Annotated in this window: 16 protein-coding genes; 4 read left to right on the top strand and 12 right to left on the bottom strand. The window is 66.8% G+C overall.

The features are described 5' to 3' along the window. Positions 1 to 3 precede the first annotated feature (3 nt). Together NX774_RS06670 and NX774_RS06665 are read right to left on the bottom strand one after the other, a co-directional pair. On the bottom strand, positions 4 to 1,143 hold the full coding sequence (locus NX774_RS06670) for an efflux RND transporter periplasmic adaptor subunit (protein WP_258821367.1): 1,140 nt from the start codon (positions 1,141 to 1,143) through the stop codon (positions 4 to 6). Between the two features lie 13 nt (positions 1,144 to 1,156). Further along, positions 1,157 to 1,507 carry a DUF3147 family protein gene (locus tag NX774_RS06665; RefSeq protein ID WP_258821366.1) on the bottom strand — a complete coding sequence of 117 codons (351 nt, stop codon included), beginning with the start codon at positions 1,505 to 1,507 and terminating at the stop codon, positions 1,157 to 1,159. A gap of 145 nt (positions 1,508 to 1,652) precedes the next feature. Between NX774_RS06665 and NX774_RS06660 the strand changes: the two genes are divergently transcribed. After that, the gene (locus tag NX774_RS06660) at positions 1,653 to 3,302 is read left to right on the top strand and encodes a DUF1800 domain-containing protein (protein WP_258821365.1); all 1,650 of its coding nucleotides are present in this window, start codon (positions 1,653 to 1,655) and stop codon (positions 3,300 to 3,302) included. A gap of 13 nt (positions 3,303 to 3,315) precedes the next feature. Beyond that, positions 3,316 to 4,545, top strand: a complete 1,230-nt coding sequence (locus NX774_RS06655; RefSeq protein WP_258821364.1) for a DUF1501 domain-containing protein — start codon at positions 3,316 to 3,318, stop codon at positions 4,543 to 4,545. A 267-nt stretch (positions 4,546 to 4,812) separates the two neighbouring features. On the opposite strand, the gene NX774_RS06650 is transcribed toward NX774_RS06655, so the two are convergent. The 6 genes from NX774_RS06650 to NX774_RS06625 all read right to left on the bottom strand — a co-directional run bounded on the left by NX774_RS06650 (position 4,813) and on the right by NX774_RS06625 (position 14,351). Continuing rightward, positions 4,813 to 5,550 (bottom strand): 2OG-Fe dioxygenase family protein, encoded by a 738-nt coding sequence (locus NX774_RS06650; protein ID WP_258821363.1) that lies wholly within the window; start codon positions 5,548 to 5,550, stop codon positions 4,813 to 4,815. 41 nt (positions 5,551 to 5,591) lie between these two features. Next, positions 5,592 to 7,637: a TonB-dependent receptor gene (locus NX774_RS06645; RefSeq protein ID WP_258821362.1), complete on the bottom strand. Its 2,046-nt coding sequence runs from the start codon at positions 7,635 to 7,637 to the stop codon at positions 5,592 to 5,594. 12 nt (positions 7,638 to 7,649) lie between these two features. Further along, positions 7,650 to 8,117, bottom strand: coding sequence for a DUF6702 family protein (locus NX774_RS06640; protein ID WP_258821361.1), 468 nt, complete (start codon positions 8,115 to 8,117; stop codon positions 7,650 to 7,652). Positions 8,118 to 8,227: 110 nt separating this feature from the next. Beyond that, the gene (locus tag NX774_RS06635; RefSeq protein WP_258821360.1) at positions 8,228 to 10,600 is read right to left on the bottom strand and encodes a M1 family metallopeptidase; all 2,373 of its coding nucleotides are present in this window, start codon (positions 10,598 to 10,600) and stop codon (positions 8,228 to 8,230) included. A 135-nt stretch (positions 10,601 to 10,735) separates the two neighbouring features. Continuing rightward, a complete protein-coding gene (locus NX774_RS06630) occupies positions 10,736 to 13,120 on the bottom strand; it encodes a M1 family metallopeptidase (RefSeq protein WP_258821455.1) in 2,385 nt (794 codons plus the stop codon). A gap of 193 nt (positions 13,121 to 13,313) precedes the next feature. Continuing rightward, positions 13,314 to 14,351 carry a M29 family metallopeptidase gene (locus tag NX774_RS06625; RefSeq protein WP_258821359.1) on the bottom strand — a complete coding sequence of 346 codons (1,038 nt, stop codon included), beginning with the start codon at positions 14,349 to 14,351 and terminating at the stop codon, positions 13,314 to 13,316. Between the two features lie 111 nt (positions 14,352 to 14,462). Here NX774_RS06625 and NX774_RS06620 point away from each other — a divergent pair, with 111 nt between their 5' ends. Continuing rightward, a complete protein-coding gene (locus NX774_RS06620) occupies positions 14,463 to 14,696 on the top strand; it encodes a hypothetical protein (RefSeq protein WP_258821358.1) in 234 nt (77 codons plus the stop codon). 102 nt (positions 14,697 to 14,798) lie between these two features. Here the strand turns inward: NX774_RS06620 and NX774_RS06615 are convergent, their stop codons facing one another. The 4 genes from NX774_RS06615 to NX774_RS06600 all read right to left on the bottom strand — a co-directional run bounded on the left by NX774_RS06615 (position 14,799) and on the right by NX774_RS06600 (position 21,268). Further along, positions 14,799 to 16,871: a diguanylate cyclase gene (locus tag NX774_RS06615; RefSeq protein ID WP_258821357.1), complete on the bottom strand. Its 2,073-nt coding sequence runs from the start codon at positions 16,869 to 16,871 to the stop codon at positions 14,799 to 14,801. A gap of 148 nt (positions 16,872 to 17,019) precedes the next feature. Continuing rightward, on the bottom strand, positions 17,020 to 18,810 hold the full coding sequence (locus tag NX774_RS06610; RefSeq protein ID WP_258821356.1) for an ABC transporter ATP-binding protein: 1,791 nt from the start codon (positions 18,808 to 18,810) through the stop codon (positions 17,020 to 17,022). Further along, on the bottom strand, positions 18,800 to 20,551 hold the full coding sequence (locus tag NX774_RS06605) for an ABC transporter ATP-binding protein (RefSeq protein WP_258821355.1): 1,752 nt from the start codon (positions 20,549 to 20,551) through the stop codon (positions 18,800 to 18,802). Before NX774_RS06605 ends, NX774_RS06610 begins: the two co-directional genes overlap by 11 nt. 96 nt (positions 20,552 to 20,647) lie before the next feature. After that, positions 20,648 to 21,268 (bottom strand): phasin family protein, encoded by a 621-nt coding sequence (locus NX774_RS06600; protein WP_258821354.1) that lies wholly within the window; start codon positions 21,266 to 21,268, stop codon positions 20,648 to 20,650. A gap of 201 nt (positions 21,269 to 21,469) precedes the next feature. Between NX774_RS06600 and NX774_RS06595 the strand changes: the two genes are divergently transcribed. Further along, complete coding sequence (locus NX774_RS06595) at positions 21,470 to 22,744, top strand: amidohydrolase family protein (RefSeq protein ID WP_258821353.1); 1,275 nt, start codon at positions 21,470 to 21,472, stop codon at positions 22,742 to 22,744. The last annotated feature ends 70 nt before the right edge of the window (positions 22,745 to 22,814 follow it).

The raw sequence follows: 22,814 nt of genomic DNA, 5'->3' as shown, positions 1-22,814 counted from the left end.
CCTTCAGCGGCGCGCCAGCGCGCCTGGCGCGGCCGGCACGTTGCGCACCAGGTCGCCGTCGTTGAGGAAGCCGGCCCCGCTCACCACGATCACCGCTTCCGGGTTCAGGCCCGACACCACCTCGACGCGCTCGCCCAGGCGGCGGCCGGTGGCCACCTTCAACTGGCTCACGCGCTGGTCCGCGTTCAGGCGGAATACATACGAGAAACCGTCGCGCACGGCGATGGCCTGGGTCGGCACGGTCAGCGCGCCGGATTCGCCCAGTTCGAACTGCCCGCTGGCGAACATGCCGGCCTTGAACGGCGCGTTGGCCGCGAGCGAGGGCGGCAGGTCCACGTACACCAGCGCGTTGCGCGTCTGCGGGTCGATGGTCGGGCCGACCGTGCGCACGCGGCCGGCCAGCTCGCTGCCGTTGGCGGCCTTCACCGCCACCTTGGCGCCCGGCTTGATGCGGGCCAGCTCCGCCGCCGTCACCTCGGCGCGCCATTCCAGCCGCCCCTGGCGGATCAGCCGGAACAGCTCGGTGCCCACGCCCACCACGGCGCCCACGGTCGCGCTGCGGGCGGAGATGATGCCGCTGTCGGGCGCCACCACTTGGGTGTACTTGAGCCGAAGCTGCTGCTGCGCCAGGCCTGCTTTCGCCGCGGCCAGGCGCGCGCTGGCGGTGCGCTCGGCGGTGAGGTACTGCGTGATCTGCTGTTCGCTGAAGGCGCCGGTGTCCTTCAGCGCGCGGGCGCGCTGCGCGTCCGCCTCGGCGGCGGCCGCGTTGGCCTGCGCCTCCTGCACCGTGGCGCGCGCCTGCTCGACGTCGGCCACCACGGTCTCGGACGAGAACACGGCCAGCACCTGGCCCTTCTTGACCACGTCGCCCACGTTCACGCGCACCTCGGCCAGCTTGAGCCCGCCCGACTCGCTGCCGATCACCGCCTCCTGCCAGGCTGCGACGTTGCCGTTCGCGCCCAGTCGGATGGGCAGCGTTGCGCTTTGCGGGCGGCCTGTCGTGACGGTGAGCGCGGGCTTGGCCGGTGCGGCCTTGTTGTCGTCGGCAGCAGCGCCGGCCGAGGCCAGCACGCCGAGCAAGCACAGCGAGCAAAAAAGGGCGAGGATGGCAGCCGCACCGGGTTTGAGTCGGGTCGTGGTCATGTCGTTGTCAGTGTCAGAGCAGTTCGATGCCAAAGCGCCGCACCAGCAGCGCGAACAGGCCAAAGCAGGCCACCGTGATCAGCACGCTCGCGAGCATGGTGGGCCAGAATCCAATGCGCGCTTGCAGCGACGGGAAGGCGGCAAACATCGGCAGGGTCGGAATCACGTACCACAGCGTGTACCAGGCGTGGTTGGCCACCTTCGATTCAGGCTGTTTTTCCAGGTGCAGCCAGATCAGCGCGAGGAAGGTCACGATCGGCAGCGCGCCGATGAAACCGCCAAGGCGATCGCTGCGCTTGGCGATCTCGGAGATGAGGACCACCACACCGGCGGTGATCAGGTATTTGGTGACGAGCCAGGCCATGATGCGTGACGAAATTGAAACGAAACAGTCTACCAAATTACCGGCCACGACCGTCGTTACATTTGCTTACAGCTGAAACAACACATACCATCAAGCATCATTGAGGTCCGGTATAAATACTGAACAACCATCACTGGAAGGGATTATGAAAACCACAAAGTCCTTCATCGTCGCGCTGGTGCTGCTGGCCTGTTCGCCGCTGCACGCTAGCGCGCTCACGCCGGACCAGCAGGCCGTCCACGTCCTGAACCGGCTCGGCTATGGTCCCAGGCCGGGCGACGTCGAACGCGTCACGCAGATGGGCGTGCAGCGCTACATCGACGCCCAACTGCACCCCGAGTCGATCCCGCTGCCGCAGGACCTGAGCGCGCGCCTGGCCGCCAACGAAACCGTGAACCGCAGCGCGGGCGACGCGCTGCGCGAGTACAACGAGCTGCGCAAGGAAGTGCGCGACGAAGAGGAGGGCGCCAAACAGCGCCGCCGCGCCGCGCTGGCCAAGGCCACGCGCGAAACCGCCGAGGCGCGCCTGCTGGGCGCAATCGACAGCCCGCGCCAGCTCGAAGAGGTGATGGTCGATTTCTGGTTCAACCACTTCAACGTCTTTGCCGGCAAGGGCATCGACCGCGCGCTGATCGCCAGCTACGAGCGCGATGCGATCCGCCCGTACGCGCTGGGCTCCTTCCGCGACCTGCTGGGCGCCACCGCCAAGCATCCGGCCATGCTGTTCTACCTCGATAACGTGGTCTCGACCTCGAACGAGTTCGGCGCCGAGCAGGCGAAGAAGGGCGCCAAGGGACCGCGCGGGCTGAACGAGAACTACGCGCGCGAACTGATGGAGCTGCACACGCTGGGCGTGGACGGCGGCTACACGCAGAAGGACGTGACCGAGCTGGCGCGCATGCTGACTGGCTGGACCTTCCAGCCGCAGCGGCTGGTGCGCTTCAACGAGACCTTCCGCTTCGACCCCAAGCGCCATGACCAGGGCGTGAAGACCTGGCTCGGCCGCACGGTCGAGCCAAGCGGCCAGCGGGAAGGCGAGATGGCGCTGGACGTGCTGGCCGTGCATCCGGCCACGGCGCGCCACGTGAGCTACCAGCTGGCCCAGTACTTCGTGAGCGACGTGCCGCCGCCGGCCCTGGTCGAGCGCATGGCCAAAACCTGGATCGAGACCCGGGGCGACATCCGCTCGGTGCTGCGCACCTTGTTTGCCAGCGACGAGTTCATGGCGCCGCAGGCCGTGGGCGCCAAGTTCAAGACGCCGTACCAGTTCGTGGTGTCGGCCGTGCGCGCCAGCGGCGTGCCGGTGAAAAACGTGCAGCCGCTGATGGGCACCATGAGCCAGCTCGGCATGCCGCTGTACGGCTGCCAGACCCCGGACGGCTACAAGAACACGCAGGACGCCTGGCTCAATCCGGACGCGCTGACCCGCCGCATCACCTTCGCCACGGCGCTTGGTTCCGGCCGCATCGCGCTGTCCGCGCCGCCGCCGGACCTGCAGCAGATGCAGGCCATGAGCGCCTCCGCTGCGCTGCCCGCGCGCGCGGTTGCGCAAGGCGAGCAGGCGCCGCCCATGGGCACCGTGGCGCCTGCGCAGAACCCGCCGATGGTCACCAACACCGTGTCGGCGCAGGCCATGGCTGCCGCCGCCGCGTCGCAGCCGCCGCTCGATGCCAGCCGCCTGCTCTCAACGCTCGACGGCAGCATTTCGCAGCGCACGCTCGACACCCTGTCGCACAACCCGCCGGAACTGCGCGCGGCCATGGTGCTGGGCAGCCCCGACTTCATGCAGCACTGACCAGGAGAACAACATGAAACGAAGAGACTTCCTGAATGCGCTGGCCAGCGCGAGCCTGGTGGTGCCGGTTGGCCGTGGCGCGTGGGCCGCGACCTCGGACAACCCGACCGGCCGCAAGCTGGTGGTGGTGATGCTGCGCGGTGCGGTGGACGGGCTGAACGTGGTGGCGCCGGTCGGCGACGCCGAATACCTGCGGCTGCGCCCGACCATTGGCCTTGCCGCGCCGGGCGCCGAGAACGGCGCGATTGCCCTGGACGGCTACTTCGGCATGCACCCGGCGCTGGCCAGCCTGCAGCCGCTGTGGCAGGAAAAGAAGCTCGCCTTCGTGCACGCCAGCGGCTCGCCCGACGAGACGCGCTCGCACTTCGACGCGCAGGACTACATGGAATCGGCCACGCCGGGCCGCAAGAACACGCCGGACGGCTGGATGAACCGCCTCGTCGCCCAGCTGCCCGGCCAGTCCACGCCCAGCCGCCTGCTGGGCATTGGCCCGGTCATGCCGCGCATTTTGTCGGGGAGCGCAGCCGCCATCAACCTGCCCAACGGCGCGGCCGGCACGCGCGCCAACATCCTCGACCGGCCCAACATCGGCGCCGCGTTCGACCAGCTGTACGCGAACGACCCGCGTTTCGGCCGCGCCTACCAGGACGGCAAGAGCGCGCACAAGGAAGTGATGGAAGCGGCCGAGAGCCGCGAGATGCAGATGGCCGACCGCGGCGCGCCGCTGCCCAACGGCTTTCCCGACGATGCGGCGCGCCTTGCCACGCTGATGCGCAACGACCCGCGCATCCAGCTCGCGTTCGTGGCGCTGGGCGGCTGGGACACGCACACCAACCAGGGCGCCGGCAGCGGCCAGCTGGCCAACCGCCTGACGCCGCTGGCGCAGGGCCTTGCGGTGCTGGCCCAGCGGCTCGGCCCCCTGTTCGACGACACCACGATCGTGGTCATGTCCGAGTTTGGCCGCACCGCGCACGAGAACGGCAACGGCGGCACCGACCACGGCCATGGCAACGTGATGTGGGTGCTGGGCGGGCGGGTCAACGGCGGCAAGGTGCATGGCGACTGGCCCGGCATCGGCGAATCGGCGCTCAACGAAGGGCGCGACCTGGCGGTGACCACGGACTTTCGTGCGGTGCTGGCGCAGGTGGCAGAGCGGCACCTGCGGCTGTCGGACAAGGCGCTGGCGCAGGTCTTTCCCGCAATGCCGCAAAAGCAGGCCGGCTTCGAACTGTTCAGGGCCTAGTCCTACTCTGGGGGAGCGGCTGCGCCTACAGTATTTCTACCGTATTGCAGCGCACAATAAATCGGACTATATTGTGTACGTCTCCTCCAGTTTTCTCCGAAAACCTGGATTCTCGCCCGCCGCCTCCCAGGCCTCGCGGGCGTTTTTTTGCGCGTGCTTCGAGTAGGGTGGGCTCTTGAGCCCACGCGGTTGATCACGCGACGCGTCACCTCGCGTGGGCTCAAGAGCCCACCCTACCTTGGAATTTGCACCAATGTGGTGCGCCTGTCAGGCGTCGTCGCCCTGGAACGCCCCCGCCCGATAGGTCAGCACCAGCGTATCGCGATGCCCGTTGTCCCCGGTTGGCTGGATCGGCGTGGACTCGTGTATCACCGCCTCGTCGTCCAGCAGCAGCATGGTCCACGGCTCGAGCATGGTAAACCGCTTGCCGTCCGGGCCGTTGGCCTCGAACACGCGCGTTTCGCCGCCCTTGACGTTGTGGCGCTCAACCAGGATCACCGCGACGAAATCGACGCCGTCACGGTGCGCGCCTTCAGGCGTGGGCCGGCCAATGCCTTCGGCGGTATCGATGCGGAACTGGTGCGCCTCGATGAACCACGGCTGTCGCCCCTTCACGCTCGAACAGACCTCGCCCAGCGCGCGCAGCAGGCGCTGCCAAGCGTTGTGCGCGACGGTGGCCGGCTCGACCGGCTCGAACAGCCGGTGCATCCCGCCGTGCAGCGCGTTGTACTCGACCGGCTGCCAGTGCGCCCGGTGCGGCGCTTGCTCCAGCACGCCCTGCCGTTCGACGAAGCAGGAGTGGCGCCGCTGCCGGTAGTGGCCGCCGTCGCGCAGGTACTTGTCCGGCGCGAGCCGGTTCCAGCTCGGCGCCAGCGCGTCCAGTTCGTCAACTGTGCAGCCGGCCAGCGCGGCCACGTCCTCGGGACGGACGAGCGCGTAGCCCTGGGTGCGCAGCGCCTCGGCGATGCGCGGTAGTGGTGTAAACGGTTGTGCTGAAGTGCTCATGCAAAATAGCGTAGCACTTTTCAAACCAGGCCGTTCGGTGCCTACCAATTCCTGGTCAGCGTGATGCGCAGCGAACGCGGCTCGATCGGGTGGAAATGCACGTCGCCGCGTGCGGCGCTTTCGCTGCGCAGGCGCGAGAGGTAGTAGTACTCGACCGCCGAATCCTGCCGGTTGGCGAGGTTGAAGCCTTCAATCTCGAGACGGGTCGCCTTGTCGATGCGGTAGCCGGCGCGCGCGCCCAGCGTCATGCTCGCGCGTGAGCGCACGCTGTTGTCCTCGACCAGCGGGCGCGGCCCGAAGTAGCGCAGCCGCAGGGCGCCCGACCACGGGCCGAGCCGGTCCACCGTGAGCGCCAGCTGGCCGACGCCTTCGACCGCGCCTGGAAGATGGCTGCCGGCCGGGTCGTAGCCGCGCGAGCGCGCGTGCGCAAAGGCCGCGTCCAGGTCGAGCGACAGCCACTTGAGCGGCTTGTAGTAGTTCGAAAACTCGATGCCGACTCGCCGGCTCGGACGCCCCGCCTCGGTCGTGCCCTCGTCGCCGACGAAGGTGAGCTCGGAATCGAAGTCCAGCCGGTACAGCGACAGCGTGGTCTGCATTTTTGGAACCGCTTCGGTGCGCAGGCCCAGCTCGGCGCCGTGCGAGCGCACCAGGCCGGGCGCGCGGCCGACTGCCTCCATGGTCTTCGGATCCATGGAGGCCACGGTGCCGCGTGCGTCGTTGCTGTGAAAGCCGTTCCCGATATTGGCGTAGAACTCGGTCGAGTTCCACGGCGCGTACGCGATGGAGAGCGACGGGCTGGCGAGACGCGCGCTGGCGCGCCCGGAGTTCTGCGCCAGGCTGCTGCGCACGTCGAAGCGGTATGCGTCCGCGCGCAGGCCAAGCGTGGTGCGCCAGCGTTCGTTCCACCGCGTTGCGCTCTCGACGTACAGGCCAAGGCTGCCCTCGACCACGTGGTCTTCGCGCGTGGCGGACAGGCGCTGGCGCGCGCCGGTGCTGTACAAGCCGTTGAAGACGTTGTCGTTCTGCGCCTGCAGCCCCAGCGTCAGGCTGGAGCTGCTGGTCTCGCCGCGATGCACATGCCAGGTGTGCATGGCATCCATGCCGCTGGTCACGCGCCGGTCCGGCTGGCTGAACTGGTCGCCGTTCACCGGGTCGCTCAAGAAGTAGGTGAAATTCGAGTACAGGTCGAGCTGGTTGCGGATCAGGTAAGCGCTCACTCTCGATGCGGTATCGGCGGCAGTGCGGCGCCAGTTGCCCGACAGGCTCAGGCGCCGGGCGGCACCGCCGTCGGTGGGGTCGAGCGCATCGAAGCGGCCGAGCGTTCCCGCGTCCACTGCGCGCTGCGGAACCTGGTCGGTGGCGTTCCAGCTGCCGTGGTAGGCCATGGCCGTCACGCTCCAGCCGTTGTTGGCGTAGCCGCGGCTGTAGCGCAGCACGCCGTTGGCCTTGCGGTAATCGTCCGGGTGCGTGAACGGGCCGTCGTTGTGCAGCAGTTCCAGCGCGTACAGCAGGCTGCCGCCCGCCAGCTGCGGCGAACCGGCCAGCGTGGTGCGCACGAAGCCGTCCTGGCCCAGCGTCACGGTCGCCACGTCCTGCACCAGCCGGTTGGCGTAGGTGATCGAGGCGCTGCCGGCGGAAGCGAAATCGCCTTGCCGCGCCGAGTACGGCCCTTTGGCGTAATCCAGGCGCGTGGTGATCTCGGGGATCAGGAAATTCAGGTCGGTCCAGCCCTGGCCGTGCGCGTGGCTGCGCTGGTTGACCGGCATGCCATCGACCCAGGTGGCCAGGTCGGTGCCGTGGTCAAGGTTAAATCCGCGCAGGTAGAACTGGTTGGCCTTGCCTTCGCCGCTATGCTGGCTCACCATCAGGCCCGGCGCCGCCTCCAGCAGTTCGCCGGGGCGGTAGGCGATGCGCTGCTCGAGCTCCCTGGCGCCAATGCTGCCGCTGCTGGCGGCATCGAGGACGCCAAGCTGGCTTGCGCGGGCACCCTCGACCAGCACGCGCTGGATCACGAAGTCGTCCGCGTGGCAGGCCGCATGCATGAACAGCGCGGCCAGCGCAAAGGGCAGTGGACGAAGCAGGGGCATTGCTGCGGGCGGTCAGCGCAACGGCCGGTCGGCGGTCTTGCTGTCGAAGTTCAGTGTGCGCACGCCGCCGTTCTCGTTGATGTTGACCGTGTTGACCTGGTCCGGCAGGAAGTCGGTCATCACCTCGTCGTGCACCAGCGCGGCTTTCGATAGCGGCGTCTGCTCGGCTTCCTGGTAGATCATCACGCTCAGCGCGTCGGCCGTCACGCCGACCCAGCGCAGCGGCAGCTTGCGCTGGTCCTGGCCCTGCAGCCAGAACTGGCGCTCGATGTACTTGCGCAGCACTTCCTGGTCATCCGGTTGCGACAGGTCGAACTGGCGCTGGTACATGTTGGCCAGCAGCGCCTCCACATCGTGCGCCATGTAGGTGTGTACCACCTCGGTGCTGCCGGTGCGCGCGTTGAAGCTGATGTCGGTGATCCCGGCGTGGAAGTTGTGGGCTTGTGCGCTCACCGCAGCCGAGAACAGCACGAACGCCACCGCTTTTCGTAGGGTGGGCTCCTGAGCCCACGCGACCAGCGCACGCCGTACAGTCGCGCATCGCCGCGTGATGAACGCGTGGGCACAAGTGCCCACCCTACCGTAATGCTTCATTCTGCTGCCTTCGTTTCGCCGATGTTTTTCAGCGGCTCGTTAAAGTCCTTCATCATGTCGTCCTGCTCGCGCTTGGCCTTGAACAGCTCCAGCCGCGAGGGCATCAGCTTGCGCGGCCATGCGTTGTTGCTGGTGTCGACGTCGGCGGTCTCCAGATACGGGTCCTGGGTCAGGCCTACCATGGGTTCGTCAGTGATGACCAGCTTGGTGATCTTCTTGGGGTTGTGGCGCCAGACTTCGGCCGGCACGCGCTCGATGTACTTCTTGCCGCTGGCGAGCGTGATCTCCAGCACCAGCGGCGTTACCAGCCCGCCGACGTTGGTGAAATCGACCAGGTACAGGTGCTTGCCTTCCTTGAGCAGCGCCTTCTCCCAGTCTTCCAGCCCCGCGACCGTTTCATTGTACTTGTTGCGGTCGTGGTTGGTCACGGTGAAGTCGTCGTGCTCGTTGTAGAAGTCCTTCAGCCCTGGCTTGCCGTCCACGTAGCGCGACAGCGTGCCCTTGTTGCGCTGGTCGGTGATCGAGATCGGTTCCTGGTCGTGCTGCGCCTTCTTCCACTTCTTCTCGATTTCCGGGTCCTTGGAACTGATCTGGTACTCGCTGATGCCGTCCACGCTCACGTCAACTGGCTGCGTGCCGTAAAACCAGCCGCGCCAGAACCAGTCGAGGTCCGTGCCCGACGCGTCCTCCATTGTGCGGAAGAAGTCCGCAGGGGTGGGGCGCTTGAATTTCCAGCGCTGCGCGTACTCGCGGAAGGCAAAGTCGAACAGCTCGCGGCCAAGCACCGTTTCGCGCAGCACGTTGAGCGCGGTGGCCGGCTTGGCGTAGGCATTGTTCCCGCGCGAGAGCACCGATTCGGAGTTGGTCATGATCGGCGTCTGGCCGCGGCTCTTCATGTAGTCCACGATCGCGCGCGCTTCGCCGCGGCTGGACGGATAGTTTTCTTCCCACGCCTGCTCGGCCAGGAACTGCATGAAGGTGTTGATGCCCTCGTCCATCCAGGTCCACTGGCGCTCGTCCGAATTGACGATCATCGGGAAGTAGTTGTGGCCGACCTCGTGGATGATCACGCTGATCAGGCCGTACTTGGTGCGCTTCGAATACGTCAGCTGCCCGGTCTTCTTGTCCTTGGTCGGACGCCCGCCGTTAAACGAGATCATCGGGTACTCCATGCCGCCCACCGGCCCGTTGACCGAGATCGCCACAGGGTAGGGGTAGTCGAAGGTGTACTTGCTGTAGCTGTCGATGGTGTGGATGATCGCCGGCGTCGAGTACTTCTCCCACAGCGGATTGGCTTCCTTCGGATAGAACGACATCGCCATCACGTCGGTGCCGCCGCTCTTGAAGCCCTGCGCATCCCAGATGAACTTGCGGCTCGTTGCAAAGGCAAAGTCGCGCACGTTGGCCGCCTTGAAGCGCCAGGTCCTGGTTGTGGTGGCGCGCCCCTTTTCGGCAGCCTCGGCCTCGGCTTGCGACACGATCACCACCGGTTTGGTGGCGGTGCGCGCCTGCTCCAGGCGCTTGCGCTGCACGGCGCTCAGCACGTCCTGCGGGTTCTGCAGCACGCCGGTGGCGGCAACGATGTGGTCGGACGGGACCGTCAGTTCCACGTCGTAGTCGCCGAATTCAAGCGTGAACTCGCCGTCGCCCAGGTACTGCTTGTTCTGCCAGCCGTGTGCGTCGTAGTACGCCGCCATGCGCGGATACCACTGCGCGATCTCGAACAAGTCGTTCTTGTCTTCCTTGTCAAAGCGCTCGAAGCCCATGCGCCGGCCCAGCACGATGTTCTCGGGTAGGTTGAAGCGCCACGCCATCTTGAACGCGTAGCGCGCGCCCGGCTTCATCGGCTGCGGCAGGTCGATGCGCATCATGGTCTTGTTGATCACGTAGCGCAGCGGCTTGCCGTCGGTGTCGGTCACGCTCGCGATCTTGAAGCCGCCGTCGAAGGCGCGGCTGGCAAAGATGAAGCGCGCCGCGTCGAATTGCAGGCCGCCCTGGCCCGTACGGCCCGTCGCCCACGCCTCGCGCGACGGGTAGCTGATGATCGTGCGGTTATCCGAGTCGGCCGCGAACATGTTCTGGTCCAGCTGCACCCAGAGGTAAGAGAGCGTGTCCGGCGAGTTGTTGCGGTAGGTGATCGTCTCGGTGCCGCTGATCGCGCGCTTGGCTTCGTCCAGCGTTGCGCGAATGGTGTAGTCGGCGCGCTGCTGCCAGTACGCGTGGCCGGGTGCGCCAGAGGCGGTGCGGGTGTCGGTGGGCGTGGGCAGCAGTTCGTCGAGCTGGCGGAACTTGTCGTCGAACTGCTGGGCCGATGCGGCGAACGCGGCGAGCAGGGACAGGGCTGCGAAGCTGGCGTGCAGGCGTGTCATGGTCTGGGTTCTGTAGATGGAAAAACGGCAGCTTTTCGCAAAGCTGCCGGTGTAACTCGTAGGGTGGGCTCACGAGCCCACGCCGTATTACGCGACGGGTATCACCGCGTGGGCTCGAGAGCCCACCCTACGGACTTACTCGGCCTTCTTGGCGTCGTCGGCCTTGGCAGGCTTCAGCTTCTCGTTGAAGTCCTTCATCATGTCCTCGCCCATGCCGCGCTGCTGCGACTTGAACAGCTCCAGGCGCGACGGCATCACCTTGCGCGGCCACGCGTTGTTGCTCACGTCGGTGTCGGCGGTTTCCCAGTACGGGTCCTGGGTCAGGCTCACCATCGGCTCGTCGGTGATGACCAGCTTGGTGATCTTCTTCGGGTTGTGGCGCCAGACTTCGGCCGGCACACGCTCCACATACTTCTTGCCGCTGGCAAGCGTGATCTCCAGCACCAGCGGGCTCACGAGGCCGCCCACATTGGTGAAGTCCACCAGGTACATGTGCTTGCCTTCCTTGAGCAGCGCCTTTTCCCAGTCCTCCAGGCCTGCCATGGCTTCGGCATACTTGTTGCGGTCGTGGTTGGTGACGGTGAAGTCGTCATGCTCGTTGTAGAAGTCCTTCAGCTCGGGCTTGCCGTCCACGTAGCGCGGCAGCGTGCCCTTGTTGCGCTGGTCGGTGATCGAGATCGGCTCCTGGTCGTGCTGCGCCTTCTTCCACTTCTTCTCGATTTCCGGATCCTTGCTGCTGATCTGGTACTCGCTGATGCCGTCCACGCTCACGTCCACGTGGTCGGTGGTGTAGAACCAGCCGCGCCAGAACCAGTCGAGGTCCGTGCCCGAGGCGTCTTCCATGGTGCGGAAGAAGTCGGCCGGGGTCGGGCGCTTGAACTTCCAGCGCTGCGCGTATTCGCGGAAGGCGAAATCGAACAGCTCGCGGCCCAGCACGGTCTCGCGCAGCACGATCAGGGCCGCGGTCGGCTTGGCGTACGCGTTCGGGCCCAGTGCCGAGATCGACTCGGAGTTGGTCATGATCGGCTGCTGGCCGGCGCTCTTCATGTAGTCCACGATCTGGCGCGGTTCGCCGCGCGAGATCGGGTAATTCTCTTCCCAGGCCTGCTCGGCCAGGTACTGCACGAAGCTGTTCAGGCCTTCGTCCATCCAGGTCCACTGGCGCTCGTCGGAGTTGACGATCATCGGGAAGTAGTTGTGGCCCACCTCGTGGATGATCACGCCGATCAGGCCGTACTTGGTGCGCTTGGAGTAGGTGATCTCGCCAGTCTTCTTGTCCTTGGTCGGGCGCGGGCCGTTAAACGAGATCATCGGGTATTCCATGCCGCCCACCGGGCCGTTCACCGAAATGGCGATCGGGTACGGGTAGTCGAACGAATACTTGTTGTACTCGTTGATGGTGTGGATGATCGCAGCCGTCGAGTACTGGCCCCACAGCGGGTTGCCTTCCTTCGGGTAGAACGACATGGCCAGCACGTTGGCGCCATCCTTCTTGAAGCCCTGCGCGTCCCAGATGAACTTGCGGCTCGACGCCCAGGCGAAGTCGCGCACGTTCTTGGCCTTGAAGTGCCAGGTCTTGGTGCCGGATGCGCGAACCTTCTCTTTTGCCTCGGCTTCGGCCTGGGTCACGATGACAACCGGCTTTTTCGCCGTGCGCGCTTGCGCCAGGCGCTCGCGCTGGGCGGTGGACAGGACCGCGTCCGGATTCTGCAGCTCGCCGGTCGAGGCGACGACGTGGTCGGCCGGGACGGTCACTTCCACGTCGTAGTCGCCGAACTCCAGCGTGAATTCGCCGGTGCCCAGGAACTGCTTGTGCTGCCAGCCCATCACGTCGTAATAGGCCGCCATGCGCGGGAACCACTGGGCGACCTCGAACAGGTCGTTCTTGTCATCGAACTTCTCGTAGCCCGAGCGGCCGCCGAGCACCTTCTGCTCGTTGATGTTGTAGCTCCACTCGATCGAGAACGCGACCTTGGCGCCCGGCTTGACCGGCTGCGGCAGGTCAATGCGCATCATGGTGCGGTTGATGACGTAGTGGAGCGGACGGCCGCTGGCGTCCTTGACGCTCTTGATGTTGAAGCCGCCGTCGAACAGGCGCGCTTCCAGCATCGAGCGCATCGAATCGAACTTCATGCCGTCTTCCGGACCGCGCGGCTTGCCCCATGCGTCCTTGGAGGCGACCGTGGCGGTGGTGCGCGAGTCGGAGTTCGGCTTGTAGATGTTCTGGTCGAGCTGCACCCACAGGTAGTTCAGGGTGTCGGGCGAGTTGTTGTGATACGTGATCGTCTCGGCGCCGGTGATCGCGCGCTTGGCCTCGTCCAGCGATGCGCGGATCGAATAGTCCGCGCGCTGCTGCCAGTAGGCGCGGCCCGGCGCGCCGGACGCGGTGCGGATCGTGGTCGGCGTCGGGAGCAGTTCGTCGAGCTGGCGGAACTTGTCGTCGAATCCGCTGGACGGAGGGTCAGCCGCAATCGCGGACATGGAAAGGCACAGCGCAGCTAGGCCGATCGGCAAACGCATCATATTTACCCTGTCTTTGTCGGAGAAAAAGGAAAAAATGATTCTAAGCTGAGCTTTTCGGCAATTGTCCTTGAGAATGTAACAAAGCTGATACATGGGGCATGGCGCGCCGCACCATGTTCCATATTTGACACAGGATATGAATTCTCGGTAGTTATGTGACGGCTACTTCGAGTTGCATTCGCCGCCCGCCTTATACCGTCCAGGCCCCGTTCTCGTACACGCGCTCCTCGCCCAGGTACACCGCGTCCGTCACCGCGAACACGTCGATATGGTAGCGCGCGTCCTTGCGCTTGAAGCCGGGCTTGGGATACACGCCGTGCTTGGCGCCCAGCGACAGGTGGATGCCGCACATGCGCTCGTAGGTGCCGATGTCGTCCACCCGCCGCTCGCGCGTGAAGGCGCGGTTCAGGCCGAAGCCAAGCTCACGCACCCACACCTCGCCCTCGTCGCGCCGGATGATGTCCAGCACTTCCTGGAACTCTGGCGTGGCGTCGATCGCGTCAACCACGCGCCCGCGCTCGACCACCATCGTGATCGGCTTGTCCGGCCGGTTCGAACGATAGGAGGTGTCGCCGAACACATGCACCAGCACCGTGCCGCTGACCGCCTCCAGGTCGCGCGCCTCGGTGAACACTTCGCCGATCGGGAACTGGCCGCCGACATTGTGCATGTCGCTGTAGTCGCCCACGTTGAGCTTGGCCGGCTCGAAGGGCGAGGCGAATACCAGTTCCGCGTCGCCGCCGACCACACGGCCGTAGGGAGCCACATCGATGCGCGCCTTGAGCGCCTTGCCCACCCCGCGGAAGTACGCCGGGTCGTAAGCCAGCGCCTCGATGTAATGTTCGGCCTGCGGCCCAGGCATGCGCGAAAGGTGCACGTGCTCGATCACCTTCAGCCCCAGCTTGAACAGCTCGACGCGAATGCGGAACGCCTCGAGCCTGAAATTGGTGGACTGGACCAGCACCACCAGGTCCTTCGGCGTCATGCGCCTGAACGCGGCCAGCACTTCGTCGGCGCCGGCGGTGTCGAAGTCGATGAAGGTCGCGCCGGGCAGGTTGCGGCGGTAGGCATCGGTGAGGGCGCGCGCAAGGCCGGTGCGGGTGTCGAAGACGACCAGCGCGGCGTGGCCGGGGCCATGCTCGACGGCGATGCGCACGATGTCGCGCACGTGCGCTTGGGCCGCGTCGATGGCGTGGGCAGGCAGGTCGGGTGAAATCTGGGTGGTCATGGGAGGCGGTCCTGATAGACCTTCCATTATACGTTGCGCCGGAAGGGCTTTTCCCGCCGCGCCCGGCCCGGTGTATGCTTGTGCGCACAAGCCACCAACAGGGAGATGGACATGAAAGCGACGATCGGAGCGTTGGTTCTGTGCGCGCTTGCCGCCGGCTGCAGCCGCCACGACGCGGCGCCGGCGCAGCCGCCCGCCAACACGGCGGACGACGCCGGGGCCAAGGCGGCGCAGGCGCTGCACAAACCAATCGACCAGGCCAGCCAGGCTGCCCAGGCGATCACGCAGTCCGCGGACGAGGCAAGGGACAAACTGAAGGACGCGACCGGGGACGCCGAAAAGTAGCAGGCGGCCGCCATCGCGTAGGGTGGGCTCTCGAGCCCACGCGGTCAGACAGGTGCTACGTGCGCGCGCGTGGGCTCGGGAGCCCACCTTACGTCGTTGTCGTCAACCGGCCGCGCGCAGCTCGGGCCACTCGCCGCCCAGCACGATCGACAGGTCCACGAATTCGGAGCGCCATGCCCGTTCCAGGTCCTGCTCGACTTCCTCGATCGAGGTCTGCTCGAAGTTGCTGAAGCCACGCACGCCATACGCGCGGTTGCGGCCGTGCGCCTTGGCCAGGTAGAGCGCCATGTCCACCAGGTTGACGGCACGCTCCCACGACAGCGGCTCGCCCATCGGCGCCAGCGGGAACGGCGCAAAACCGATCGATACGTTGGCCGACAGCGGCTTGCCCTGGTACTCGATGTTGTTCGACGAGATCCCTGCCAGCAGCCTGCGCGCCACCTCATCGAGCCCGCTGCGCGGAATCGCCGGCAGGAAGGCCAGGAATTCCTCGCCGCCCCAGCGCACGATCATGTCGGTTTCGCGCAGGATCTCGCGCAGGCAGTCGGCGATCGCACGCAGGACCGAGTCGCCCGCGGCATGGCCGCAGCTGTCGTTGATGTGCTTGAACTGGTCCACGTCGAGCAGGAACAGCGCGCCCACCAGTTCCTCGCCCGAGGTGCCGACGCCGCGCTTTTCGAGCGGCTGGTAGCTGCGCATGTATTCCTGGAAGTGGCGCCGGTTGTACAGGCCCGTGAGCGGGTCGCGCACGCTCTGCTGCTTGAGCTCCAGGTTCTTTTCCTCGAGCTTGGCGTTGGCGCTGCGCACCTTGCGGTACAGGATGCCGACGATGACCGAGGACAGCGCGAACACCAGTGCGAGCAGCCACCACACGCGCTGCTGCAGTCGCCGGTTGTCGAGCTCCGCCGACTTGACCTGGTTCTCGCGCTTGAGGAGCTCGATCTGTTGCTGCTTCTTGTCGGTGTCGTACTTGGCCTGCAGCTCGAACATCTGCTTCTGGCGCCGCTTCTCGAACAGCTCGTTGGACAGGTCGCGTTCGCGGTGGTAGGCCTTGATCGCACCGGCCATGTCGCCCGCCGACTCCAGCGTCTGGCCATACTCCAGGAGCGCCATCTGCAGGGACGGCTTGTCGCCGGCCTTTTCGATCATCGCCAGGCCTTCTTCGGCAAGGCGCTTGCCTTCGCCGATGCGGCCCTTGCCGATCTGGGCCTCGCCCATGTTGATGTGCGCGACCGCCGTGATCCACGTATTGTTCAGCGCGCGGCCGGCCTCCAGGGCCTTGGCCGCGTACAGGGCCGCGTTGTCGTAATCCTTGAGCTTGAGGTAGCTGTCGGCGAGGTTGCCGAGCGTGCCGGCGATCAGCGCCTTGGCGCCGAGCTTGCGCAGCCCGGTCAGCGAGGCCAGGAGCGCCTCGCGCGCGCGCTTGAGCTGGCCGCTGTCGCGCGCCAGCGCGTATTCGCTGCGCTTGAGCAGCGCGATGCGCCCGACCGATTGGGTCTGCTCCGCCGCGTCATAGGCTTCCTCCAGCGCGGCGAAGCCCTTGTCGTACTCATGCAGGTCGATGTACAGCTCCACCAGCTGGTTCAGCGCCCGCGCCAGCATGGCCTGGTTGCCGGAGCTGCGCGCGATCGAGGCCGCCGTCTGCTTGTGCTCCAGCGCGAGCGGGAAGTTGCCCTCTTCGGCGAACGCATCGCCCGAAGTGAGCAGCGCCTTGATGCGCAGTTCCGCGTTGTTGCTGCGGGCGGCAATCTTCTCGCCTTCCCAGATCAGCTTGTGCGATTCGGGCAGTTCGCCGCGGATGAAGGCGATGTCGCCCTTGTCGAGCAGGCCCTTGGCCAGCGCCACGTCATCGCGCTGCGAGCGGCCGAAGGCAATGAGCTCGTCGCAGGAACTGTTGGCGCGGTCGAAGTTGCCCAGCTTGCGGTAGGCGATGCACAGCTGCGACAGGAACTCGGCGCGGTCGGCCCCGCCGGCGGCCTGCGTTTCCTGCTCCAGCGCCTGCAGCATGGGCAGCGCCCGTTCAGGGACGTATTGGTTCAGTTCCGCAATCTCGGCAAGCCGGTCCGCCAGCGGCACGGATGGCTGGGCGCTGGCAATCGCCGCGACGAGGCACAAGGAGGCGACCAGGCTGGTGCTGTAGCGGCGGGACCGTCGGGTTGTCGAAGCTGCCGGCATAACTCCCTCGAGAACGTGACCGGTGGCCCCGGTCGCGAGGGCACCTGCTCAAATTATATAATCGTTGCAGAGAGGAAATTCATATTTTTGTGGGTAAATACAAAAAAATACAAACTTTGTAGTCACAACACGACGTCCCGGAACCGGCTCAGGCAGCGAGCTGCTGGAGCTGGTACAGCCGCTGGTACAGCCCGCCGTCGATGCGCATCAGCTCTTCGTGGGTGCCGCTTTCGGCGATGCGGCCGTGGTTGAGGACGATGATGCGGTCGGCGCTGCGGATCGTGGACAGCCGGTGCGCAATCGCGATCACCGTGACCCGCCCGCGCAGTTCGTCCAGCTCCTCCTGCACAACCTGCTCGGTCTGGCTGTCGATGTGCGAGGTGGCTTCGTCCAGCAGCAGGATGCGCGGGCTGCCGGCCAGCGCGCGGGCGATCGCCACCAGCTGCTTCTGGCCGGTGGACAGGCGCGAGCCGCTTTCGCCCAGCGGCGTGTCGTAGCCCTGTTCGAGCGCGGCGATGAAGTCGTGGGCGTGCGCTGCGCGCGCCGCTTCCTCGATGCGTTCCTGCGGCAGGCCGCGGCCCATGTCGATGTTTTCGCGCGCGGAGGCAGCCAGCAGGAACGGGTCCTGCGGCACCAGCCCGACCTCGGCGCGAAAGCGCTCGTTGCTGATGGCGGCCAGCGGCTCGCCGCCGATCTCGATGCTGCCGCTGGCCGGGGTGTAGTAGCGCAGCAGCAGCGACAGCAGGGTCGATTTGCCGCTGCCGGTATGGCCGACGACGCCGACAAAAGCGCCTTGCGGGATCTCCAGCGACAGGTCATGCAGCACCGGCTGCCCCGGCACATAGGCGAAGTTCAGGCCGCGCACGCGTACCGCCGGCGCGTCTGGCCTAGCCACGCGCTGCGGTGCGCCGGCCGCCCGCCCGGCGGTGTGCTCGGTCGCCTCGGGTTCTGCCAGCAGGGCGTTCACGCGCGAGGCGGCCACGATTGCCTGCTGCAGGCTGCTGAACTGCATCGTAATCTGGATCAGCGGCTCCACCACGCGGGTGATGTAGCTGATGAACGCGTACAGCACGCCGACTTCGACCGAGCTCATTGCGCGCTGGCCGAAGCTGTAGATCACCACTGCCAGCAGTATCACGTTGAGCAGGTCGAGCGCGGGGCGCAGCAGCAGCGCGTTGGCGCGCAGCTCGGCCACCCGGGCCTTGTAGTGGGCGGCATTGGTGTTGGCAAAGCGCTGGCCAAAACGCCGCGCGGCGTTGTTCGCCTGGAGCACGCTCATGCCGCCGATCGACTCGGCCATCTGGCCGTTGATGTCGCTGCGCAGGGCGCGCGCGCGCGTCACGGCGGGCGCGGACAGGCGTTGGTACAACCACACGATGAACAGCACCGCCGGCACCAGCGCGAGCACGATCAGCATCAGGCGCCAGTCGAGCCAGGCCATGGCGGCGGTGGTGCCGAGCAAAACGATGCCGCTGTCCAGGATCACGAACAGCGCCTGGATGTACAGCCGCTTGACCGCCTCGGTGTCGTTGGTGACGCGGCTGACCAGCTGGCCGGTGATGGCGTGGTCGAAGAACGCCATCGGCAGGCGCAGCACGTGGCCGAACACCCATTCGCGCAGGCGCTGGACCGAGCGCATTGCCAGTCCCGACAGGCGCACCAGCTGCAGGTAGCGCAGCCACGAGGCGCTCCAGCTGAAGACCAGCACACCCGCCAGCAGCATGGCCATGCGCGGCCAGTCGGCGCGGTGCGGCAGCAGGTGATCGTCGATCAGCTTTTTGCCCAGCAGTGGGCCGAGCACCTCGAGCCCGGCCGCCACCACCAGCCACAGGATCGCCCAGGCCAGGTGCTTGCGGTCGGGGTGGGCGGCGCGGCGCAGCAGGCCAAAGGCTTGCCGGGCCTGGTTGCGGATATCGGTGCGGGAAGTTTCAGGTTGCATCCAGGCTGGCCTCCAGTTGTTGGTAGCGCCACTGGCTGGCGTACCAACCGTCTTGCGCGAGCAGTTCGTCGTGGGTGCCCGATTCGGCGATGCGCCCGTCCTTCAGCACCACGATGAAGTCGGCATTGGCCACGCCCGACAGGCGGTGGCTGGCGATGATCGCGGCCAGCTCGGGGCGCGTGCGGCGTACTTCGGCCAGGTGTTCGAGGATGCGTGTTTCGGTCCCGGTGTCCACGGCTGACAGCGCATCGTCCAGCAGCAGGAGCGAACTGTCGGCCAGCAGGGCGCGCGCGATCGCCACGCGCTGGCGCTGGCCGCCCGAGAGCGTGATCCCTTTCTCCCCCACCGGCGTGTCGTAGCCCTGCGGGAAGCGCAGGATGTCGTCGTGGATCGCGGCCATGTCGGCTGCATGTTCGATCTCGGCGCGCGATGCGCCCGGCCGCGCCAAAGCGATGTTCTCGGCGATGCTGGCCGAGAACAGGAACGACTCCTGCGGCACCCAGGCGATCGACGCGCGCAACGCGGACAGGCGATAGCCGGCCAGCGCGCGGCCGTCCCAGGTGACCGTGCCCGCTTGCGGCTCGGCCTGGCGCAGCAGCACCCGCAGCAGGGTGGACTTGCCGGAACCGGTCGGGCCGACCAGGCCCAGCGTCATGCCCGGTTCCAGCGCCAGCGACACGTTGTCCAGCGCCGGCTTGTCGCCCTCGTGGTAGGCAAAGCGCACGCCGCGCAGCGCCAGCGTGCCGCGCTCGACCCGGGTGCCCGTGCCATCGTCGGCCACCGCCAGCGGCGCGTCGAGCATCGGCTGCAGCCGCGCGAGCCCGGCCCGGCCCTGCGCCACCAGCGACAGGACCCAGCCGGCCGCGAACATGGGCCAGATCAGCTGCCCGAGGTACATCGTGAAGCTGGTCAGCGCGCCGATGGTCAGCTGGTTGTTCCACACCAGGTAGCCGCCAACGCCCAGCGTGAGCGTGCTGGCCGCGCCCAGGGTCAGGCCCACCGCGGGCTCGTAGGCCGCCTCCCACTTCTGGTTGTCCAGGCTGGCCTGTGCCGCGCGGCCGGCCAGTTCTGCGAACTGGCGCGCGCTGCGCTGCTCCAGCCCCAGCGCGCGCAGGTTGCGCACGCCGGCAAGGCTTTCCTGCACGTGGTCGTTCATGTGCGCAAAGCGCTTGAGCGCGTCGTCCGAGACCACGTAGATGCGCCCCGTGATGCGCCAGAACGCGAGCGCCATGAACGGGAACGGAATCAGCGCCACCAGCGTGAGGCGCCAGTCCACGCCCAGCGCCATGATGCCCAGCACCGTCACCAGCGTGAGCGTGCCGTCGAAACCGGCCAGCATCGCTTCACCGGCGGCCTGCTCGATCGCGTCGATGTCGTTGGTGGCCAGCGCCATCAGGTCGCCGGTGCGCTGGCGCTGGTAGAACGACGGCGCCTGCGCGGCCAGCCGTTCATACAGCTTGGTGCGCAGCTCCACGCCCAGCTGGTAGGCCGCCGAATACAGGCGGGTGCGCCAGCCGACGCGCAGCACGTAGATGGCCACGCCCAGCGCAACCAGCTGTGCGAGCTCGATCAGCAGGTCGTGGCGCGACATGCGCTGCGCCGCCAGGCCGTCGATCATCAACCCGACCTTGCGCGGAATCCAGGCGGTGCACACTGCCACGGCGACCAGCATCACCGCGGACGAAACATAACTTTGCCAGTGCCGGCGTACGAAGCCGCCGACCAGCTGTGCGAGACTCATTAATCGTTGTCCTTGTCCGGGTGGCCCAAAAACGAAAGCGGGCCGAAGCCCGCTAATTTACTATCTTTGCACCGGCCGCGCAGGCCGCCTTGGCAATTACTTCTTGCGCGCCTTGCGCGCGGTGGCCGGCTTCAGGTGGACCACGGCGGCGCCGGCCTCCACCTGCGGCTTCGGGTCGAGCACCGCTTCGATGGCGATGGGCGAGGCGGACGGCTTGGCCGCACCGCGCTTGCCGGCGACCTTGCGCACGGCCTTGGCGATCGGCTTGGCCTTGGCCGGCAGTTCGGCGGCGGCCTGGCTGTCGGCAACGGCCACCGGCTTGCTCGGCGCCGTCTGCTGCGGCTCGGCGGGGGCGGCAGGGGCAGCGGCCTGCTCTGTCTCCGGCTGCGGCGCGGGCATTTCGCCGGCGCTGCGCGACAGGTTCAGGCGCGCGTCCGTCACGATGTTGAACAGTTCGCGGCCGTACTCCAGCATCGACGACAGCTGGTCCTGGGTGGTCGAGCCTAGCGTGAACAGGTCGCGCGGGTCGCTGATCGACAACAGCCGGCGCAGGGTGGAGGCGGTGCGCTCGACCTGGGCGCGCGAGGTGCTGATGTTCAGGGCCAGCACCTGCTCGGCGGTGGCAAATGCCTGGGCGGTCAGGGAGCGGGTGAACTCGAGCTGGGCGTCGAACTGGCCCTTGCGTGCTGCGGACAACTGTTCAGAAAAAGCATTCATGTGATCCTCTTGGAGTTATGACGCGCTGCAATATTGTCTAGTGTATCGGCGTTTGTCGGGGTTGAAAAGCGCATTTTGTAGCGTTTTCGTCGCAAAATCTCGCATTGCAGCATCTTACTTGCGTTGGGCAAATTATTGTCGGCATTGAAACGGTGTGGCGCACGGTTACAATGGAGCAACCAGCTCAACCAGGGGACAACCATGCAGCTCGTGATCCGCAATGCCGCCCTGCCCGACGGGCGGCGCGGCATCGACATCGCCATCGACGGCGCGCGCATCGTCGCGGTCGCGCCAAGCCTGCCGGTGCAAGGCGCGCGCGAGATCGACGCCGGCGGCGACCTGGTCACGCCGCCGTCCGTGGACGCCCACTTCCACATGGATTCGACCCTGAGCTATGGCCAGCCGCGCGTGAACGCATCGGGGACGCTGCTCGAGGGGATCGCCTTGTGGGGCGAGCTCAAGCCGCAGCTGACGCAGGATGCGCTGGTCGAACGTGCGCTGCGCTACTGCGACTGGGCCGTGGCGCGCGGGCTGCTGGCGATCCGCAGCCACGTGGACGTGTGCGACGACCGGCTGCTGGCGGTGGAAGCGCTGCTCGACGTGCGCAGGCGGGTCGCGCCTTACCTCGACCTGCAGCTGGTCGCGTTCCCCCAGGACGGGCTGCTGAGGAGCCCGCGCGCATTCGACAATCTCAAGCGCGCCATTGCGATGGGTGTGGACGTGGTGGGCGGCATCCCGCACTTCGAGCGCACCATGGCGCAAGGCGCCGAGTCGGTGCGCCTGCTGTGCGAGTTCGCGGCCAGCCAAGGGCTGCGCGTGGACATGCATTGCGACGAGACCGACGACCCGCTGTCGCGCCACATCGAGACGCTGGCGTTCGAGACGCAGCGGCTGGGATTGCAGGGCAGGGTGGCCGGCTCCCACCTGACCTCGATGCATTCGATGGACAACTACTACGTGAGCAAGCTGTTGCCGCTGCTGGCCGAATCGGGCGTGGCGGCGATCGCCAACCCGCTCATCAACATCACCCTGCAAGGGCGCCACGACAGCTATCCCAAGCCGCGCGGCATGACGCGCGTGCCCGAGCTGCTGGCGGCCGGCGTGCCGGTCGCGTTCGGCCATGACTGCGTGATGGACCCGTGGTATGGACTTGGCTCGGGCGACATGCTCGAAGTGGCGCATATGGGCCTGCATGTGGCGCAGATGACCGGGCAAGAGGCCATGCACCAGTGCTTCCTGGCCGTGACCGAAACCCCGGCGCGCATCCTGGGCCTGGAGGACTACGGCATTGCGCCGGGCTGCCACGCCGACCTGGTGCTGCTGGACGCCGCCAGCACGGTGGACGCAATCAGGCTGCGCGCAGCGCGCCGGGCCGTGGTGCGGCGCGGCGTGGTGGTGGCAGAGGCGCCGCGCGCACAGGCGGCCCTGCACCTGCCCGGTCGGCCGCAGGCGGTGGATTTCCGGCTCGGCAGCTGAACCGTAGCGGTGCTAAGATCGCCCAACCCGCAGTATTGACGAACGTGGCCGCAGGCCAGGAACAGGACCC

The organism is Massilia agilis (assembly GCF_024756255.1).
GTDB classification, from domain to species: domain Bacteria; phylum Pseudomonadota; class Gammaproteobacteria; order Burkholderiales; family Burkholderiaceae_D; genus Telluria; species Telluria agilis.
Note: the sequence above shows the minus strand (reverse complement) of the source record. Positions and strands in the feature narration are given on the sequence as shown.

What these genes read in the sequence shown, in the direction of transcription:
- NX774_RS06670 (WP_258821367.1), bottom strand. Translation starts at nt 1,143, where the DNA reads ATGACCACGACCCGACTCAAACCCGGTGCGGCTGCCATCCTCGCCCTT.
- NX774_RS06665 (WP_258821366.1), bottom strand. Translation starts at nt 1,507, where the DNA reads ATGGCCTGGCTCGTCACCAAATACCTGATCACCGCCGGTGTGGTGGTC.
- NX774_RS06660 (WP_258821365.1), top strand. Translation starts at nt 1,653, where the DNA reads ATGAAAACCACAAAGTCCTTCATCGTCGCGCTGGTGCTGCTGGCCTGT.
- NX774_RS06655 (WP_258821364.1), top strand. Translation starts at nt 3,316, where the DNA reads ATGAAACGAAGAGACTTCCTGAATGCGCTGGCCAGCGCGAGCCTGGTG.
- NX774_RS06650 (WP_258821363.1), bottom strand. Translation starts at nt 5,550, where the DNA reads ATGAGCACTTCAGCACAACCGTTTACACCACTACCGCGCATCGCCGAG.
- NX774_RS06645 (WP_258821362.1), bottom strand. Translation starts at nt 7,637, where the DNA reads ATGCCCCTGCTTCGTCCACTGCCCTTTGCGCTGGCCGCGCTGTTCATG.
- NX774_RS06635 (WP_258821360.1), bottom strand. Translation starts at nt 10,600, where the DNA reads ATGACACGCCTGCACGCCAGCTTCGCAGCCCTGTCCCTGCTCGCCGCG.
- NX774_RS06630 (WP_258821455.1), bottom strand. Translation starts at nt 13,120, where the DNA reads ATGCGTTTGCCGATCGGCCTAGCTGCGCTGTGCCTTTCCATGTCCGCG.
- NX774_RS06625 (WP_258821359.1), bottom strand. Translation starts at nt 14,351, where the DNA reads ATGACCACCCAGATTTCACCCGACCTGCCTGCCCACGCCATCGACGCG.
- NX774_RS06620 (WP_258821358.1), top strand. Translation starts at nt 14,463, where the DNA reads ATGAAAGCGACGATCGGAGCGTTGGTTCTGTGCGCGCTTGCCGCCGGC.
- NX774_RS06615 (WP_258821357.1), bottom strand. Translation starts at nt 16,871, where the DNA reads ATGCCGGCAGCTTCGACAACCCGACGGTCCCGCCGCTACAGCACCAGC.
- NX774_RS06610 (WP_258821356.1), bottom strand. Translation starts at nt 18,810, where the DNA reads ATGCAACCTGAAACTTCCCGCACCGATATCCGCAACCAGGCCCGGCAA.
- NX774_RS06605 (WP_258821355.1), bottom strand. Translation starts at nt 20,551, where the DNA reads ATGAGTCTCGCACAGCTGGTCGGCGGCTTCGTACGCCGGCACTGGCAA.
- NX774_RS06600 (WP_258821354.1), bottom strand. Translation starts at nt 21,268, where the DNA reads ATGAATGCTTTTTCTGAACAGTTGTCCGCAGCACGCAAGGGCCAGTTC.
- NX774_RS06595 (WP_258821353.1), top strand. Translation starts at nt 21,470, where the DNA reads ATGCAGCTCGTGATCCGCAATGCCGCCCTGCCCGACGGGCGGCGCGGC.